We start from the raw sequence: 1810 nt of genomic DNA, 5'->3' as shown, positions 1-1810 counted from the left end.
AAACATTATTGATATAGAAACATATATTGGTATAAAAGGGGGAAAAGTATGAAACATAAAGGGAAAATTAGTGGATTATTGCTTGGCAATACTGTGGCAGTTACAGAATGGATTGCACTTCAGGATGTAATTGCAAAACTGGATTCACGATCATTTTATACCGTCTTTATTATTTATATATTGCAAATGATACTAAGTTATTATTTTGGACATTGGTACGATAAAAGAGCGAACGAGCGTATGGGTATGGAAGTAGGAGGAATGGCAAGCAATGATTTTGTTGTTGATTTTTTTGGGAAAGTAGCTGCTTTATCTGAAAGAGATTCTCGTAATATTACAGTGTACATTCTTTCTGTAAAAGAATGGGAAGGATTAAAAGACACGTTGCAAGAAAAAAAGTTGGGAGTGTTAGTACAAAAATTAGAGAGTACCATTGTAAAGACAATTCGGAAGGGCGATGTTGTTACAAAGTGGGATGAAAATAAGTACGTTATTGTAGCAATTGATAATGGTCATGAAACATCAACAATAACAAAACGATTAATGAAAAATATTGAAAGTGAAATAGAAGGTGATTTACTCAGTGTCACTCTTTTATTTGGAGCAGCTAGCTATCCAGTAGAAGGAAAAACGTTTGAAGAACTGTTGAGAAAGTCGCAAAATCAATTGTACCAGTATAGAAATTTGCAAGAAAATGAGTGAAGCTTTGATTTGAAGATATATGATAGGAAGATGTTTTATTTGTAACATTTTTTTGACTTTTATTACAAAAAAACGCCGCGTTTGTAATAAAAGTCTTTAAAAATATATGAAATAAGCATATAATTATGATGGTAGTGTCAATGCAATTTGCACAGTGTGTTTTATTTTAAAAGTGTAGAGGAAAGCAAGCTCTACACTTTTCCTTTTTAGGAAATGAAAAGAATATTTGTAAGTTGTTGCGAGATATCGATTGTACTGTGTAAAATGAACAAAGAGATTAATTGATAGAAAGCTGGAAAGGGAATGATAGACGTGAGAGCGGAGCGATCACTTTTTATCAGGTGAACTATTATAGTCTTATTAAGACTGAGGTGAAATTCCGTGGATATTAAAGTAATACATAGTGTGAACAGGCCTTAAAAAACATGAAGTAGTATACTTAAAGATGGATATGGAATTGCTAAATAATTCAAAAAGAATAATGTAATATCAAGTAATAATTTGTACAAACAATATTAATGATCTTCGTAAAAAAGATGCGAGTGTATAGAACAATTACATATTTTATAACTTTTTTATATTACACGATGGTCGTTTATAAGTAGGAGGAAGAGATGTTGAAATATAGTAAATTAGCAATTGTAACTGCATTATCAATGATTTTATTAGCCGGTTGTTTCGGTCCGAAACCAGAAGAAGAATTATATGTAGCGTTTGAAAACGCTGCTAAACAAGAAAAAACAATGTTTGAAGATGCAAAAAAACTTGAGACTTTAGAGAAAGAAGGACAAGAATTATATAACCAGATTGTTCAAGAAGGAAAAGATAATAATCAAACTGTTAAAGAAAAACTGAATCAAGCAGTGAAAAATACAACTGAACGAGAAAAAGTGCTTGCAAAAGAAAAAGAAGTTTTAAATAAAGCGCAAGAAGAAGTGAAGTCAGCTGATAAGTATGTGAAGAAAATTGAAGATAAGAAATTGAAAGATCAAGCTGATAAAGTGAAAAGCACGTATGAGAAACGACACGATTCATTTAATAAAATGTATGACAGCTATGACAAATCTTTAAAACAAGAAAAAGAGTTATATACAATGTTACAAGATAA

Annotated in this window: 2 protein-coding genes; both read left to right on the top strand. The window is 30.7% G+C overall.

The window, feature by feature from the left end; translation table 11 throughout:
* Positions 1-48 precede the first annotated feature (48 nt).
* Complete coding sequence (locus ACQGS6_RS27710; RefSeq protein WP_000680811.1) at positions 49-702, top strand: diguanylate cyclase domain-containing protein; 654 nt, start codon at positions 49-51, stop codon at positions 700-702.
* Positions 703-1316: 614 nt separating this feature from the next.
* On the top strand, positions 1317-1810 hold a 494-nt coding region (locus ACQGS6_RS27705; RefSeq protein WP_426965974.1), incomplete at its 3' end, for a YkyA family protein.

Origin of the sequence: Bacillus sp. GMs2/2 (assembly GCF_050172095.1) — a bacterium.
In the GTDB taxonomy this organism is placed as follows: Bacteria; Bacillota; Bacilli; order Bacillales; family Bacillaceae_G; genus Bacillus_A; species Bacillus_A cereus.
Note: the sequence above shows the minus strand (reverse complement) of the source record. Positions and strands in the feature narration are given on the sequence as shown.